Source organism: Halapricum sp. CBA1109 (assembly GCF_009741825.1).
Lineage (GTDB): Archaea > Halobacteriota > Halobacteria > Halobacteriales > Haloarculaceae > Halapricum.
The window spans coordinates 1-2799 of sequence record NZ_WPCA01000218.1 but is presented as its reverse complement, the minus strand read 5'-3'; the positions used below and the strand labels follow the sequence as shown (position 1 = coordinate 2799).

The following is a 2799-nucleotide window of genomic DNA, read 5'->3' as shown; positions in this document are numbered from 1 at the left end:
GTCGTCGTCGACCCGACGACGCCTATCGAAGCCGTCGGCGAGGACGCGGCGGCGGCCGCGCTCTCGGCGCTTCGGTCCGTCGTCGAGGCGACGGGCGGCTTCGCAATCGCGCTGGCCGTCGACGCCGAGGGTCGCCCGACGCCGCCGGGACGATGGGTGACGACGAGTCGGGCCGACGCGGTGCTGTCGGTCACCCACCGGACGACGACGGACAGCGTCAGCCACCACCTCGCGGTCGACAGGCTACCGCTCGGCCAGCGCCTCCGGTCTGAGGCAACGCGGACGTTCGAACTGCCGGCGGCCCTCTCGATGAGCTTAGACGCCAGTCGGACGCTCTCGCCGTGATGTGTGTCCGAACGTTTTTTAATCCAATAGCGTAGAAATCCGGAACGAAACTGCAGTGGCGGTGGGGACTCACAGATGGGCACCGACAACACCACGAACGGAACGAGCGAGTCGATACAGCGCCGGCTCCGGTATCCCGAGGCGTTCGACGCCGCATCGTTCTTCACGACGGGCGACGGCCGGGAGACGCTGACCGGACCGGCTGACCTGGAGTCGACGGTACCGAACGACCAGAAGCGCCACCTCACCTTCGAGGACCAGTACTGGACGAACTGCCCGTACGCGTTCGTCTCCATCTGGCGCAACGAGCGCCACGAGGAAGTGCGCTACTACGTGGTCGAACCGACGCTGAGCGACACCGAACGGAAGCTACTGAGCTTCCTGCGGGAGAAGCTCCGGTTCGCCATCGACTACGAGGCACAGCCGACGGAGGTGAGCCGCCGGCGACAGGAGGAGATAATCGGACAGGCTGCGGTGGACCTCCTCGACCGGTTCAATCTGCTCGAACGGCGGGATGTCGAGGGCGTGACGACCGGACCGCTCACGCGGGTCCGGGACTGGCTCACCTCGCTGGTCGAATCGCAGGTCGTCACTGACGCCGACGCGGTGGCCACCCCGGAGTTGACGCCGACGAGCGGGTCGACACAGCTAGACGACGCGGCCGTCAAACGGCTGCTGTACTATCTCCGACGGGACTTCGTCTGGTACGGCGTGGTCGACCCCATCAAGCGGGACGTCCACGTCGAGGACATCAGCTGTGACGGCTACGACAGCCCGGTGTTCGTCTACCACGCCGACCGCGGCGGGCAACTCGTCACGAACCGGACACTCAGCGCCGACCAGCTAGACGAGTTCGTCGTCAATATGGCCCAACGGGCCGGGCAGGGCATCTCGCGGCGGGAGCCGGACGTGAACGCGACGCTGCCGGACGGCTCGCGCGCTCAGTTGACGCTGGGTGAGGAGATATCCGACCACGGGACGAACTTCACTATCCGGCAGTTCCGGGACGTGCCGTTCACGCCGATAGACTTGCTCCATTGGGGGACGTTCTCGCTGGAGCAGTTGGCGTATCTCTGGCTGGCGGTCGAGAACCACCAGTCGGCCATCGTCGCCGGCGGGACGGCCTCGGGGAAGACGACGACGCTGAACGCCCTCTCGCTCTTCGTGCCCGCCGACGAGAAGATAGTCTCCATCGAGAACACCCGGGAACTGGAGATGCCACAGCGCAACTGGGTCGCCAGCACGACCCGGGAGGCCTACGGTCGTGACGATAGCGATATCGACGAGTTCGACCTGCTGAAAGACGCCCTGCGCCAGCGGCCGGACTACATCGTCGTCGGCGAGGTCCGCGGCGAGGAGGGCCGGGACCTGCTCCAGACGATGAACACCGGCCACACGACGTACACGACGTTTCACGCTGGCGAGACGCTGGAGGTGATCCGCCGGTTCACCGAGGAGCCAATCGACGCCGCAGAGTCGATGTTCGAGGGCGTCGACCTCGTCCTCAATCAGGTGTCGACAACCGTCGACGGGACCCGCCAGCGGCGCAACCGCTCCATCGAGGAGATAGGGTCCTACAACGCCAGCGCCGACGCCTTCAGCGTCACGGACGCCTTCAGTTGGGACCCCGAGGCGGACCGCTTCCACGCCGACCACGCCTACTCCTCGCCGGTACTGGAGGACATTCAGCGACAGAACGGCTGGAGCGAAGCGGACCTCCGGGCGGCAATCGAGCGCCGGAAACTCGTCCTCGCGGCGCTGAGCGACCGCGACGTGACTGGCTACGCCGGCGTCGCGGCCACGCTGCAGGCGTTTATGTCGACGCCGTCGTCTGTGCTGTCCCGCATCGCCACCGGGAGCTCCGCGAGAGTCTGGACGACTTGACGGGGATGCGGGCCATCGACGTCGAAGTGGGCGAGGAGCGGGAGGCGTTGGTCCCGCGCCCGACGCTGGACCGCGCGGCCCCACGGACGCAAACGGCGGTCGAGGAGACGCTTGCCGACGGCGAGGATCTGCTCGACCAGTTCCGCGACGCGCCGGCCGCCGTCGGCGTCGCGGGCGCCGACCCGAGTACCGACCACGAACAGGGGGCGACGCACGAGAGGGCGGGCGACGACGGGAGTGACGGGGACGACGAGACGCCGATAGCTGGCCCGCCGCCGGACGACGACGGAACAACGCCGACGACCGGCGACGACGCTGACTCACGGGCGAACGGAGCGTCAGAGGACGACGGCGACGGGTTAGACCGGTTACTGCAGTGAGATGGCCACGGACACACACAGCGATTCGGGGGCGGTCCCGGATCCGACGGCCTCGGTCGGTCGCTCACTCGCCGAGCGTGCCCTGTACGCGCTCGCGCCGTGGTTCTACCCGGTGTACGCCCGGTTTCTCGCCGGGCGCGAGGCGTTCGTCCGGCGGATGCGGCGGCGTCTCGCGGCCGCCCACGTCGCC

4 protein-coding genes are annotated in these 2799 nt (G+C 67.9%); all 4 read left to right on the top strand.

The annotated features are described in order from the left end of the window. A partial coding sequence (locus tag GJ629_RS16510) for a hypothetical protein (protein ID WP_197428668.1) occupies positions 1-345 on the top strand: 345 nt, incomplete at its 5' end. Between the two features lie 75 nt (positions 346-420). Further along, positions 421-2229: a type II/IV secretion system ATPase subunit gene (locus GJ629_RS15275; RefSeq protein ID WP_157513780.1), complete on the top strand. Its 1809-nt coding sequence runs from the start codon at positions 421-423 to the stop codon at positions 2227-2229. Positions 2230-2234: 5 nt separating this feature from the next. Continuing rightward, complete coding sequence (locus GJ629_RS15270) at positions 2235-2609, top strand: hypothetical protein (RefSeq protein ID WP_157513779.1); 375 nt, start codon at positions 2235-2237, stop codon at positions 2607-2609. Position 2610: 1 nt separating this feature from the next. After that, positions 2611-2799, top strand: a 189-nt coding sequence (locus tag GJ629_RS15265) for a hypothetical protein (RefSeq protein ID WP_157513778.1), incomplete at its 3' end; no start/stop codon positions are given.

What these genes read in the sequence shown, in the direction of transcription:
- GJ629_RS15275 (WP_157513780.1), top strand. Translation starts at nt 421, where the DNA reads ATGGGCACCGACAACACCACGAACGGAACGAGCGAGTCGATACAGCGC.
- GJ629_RS15270 (WP_157513779.1), top strand. Translation starts at nt 2,235, where the DNA reads ATGCGGGCCATCGACGTCGAAGTGGGCGAGGAGCGGGAGGCGTTGGTC.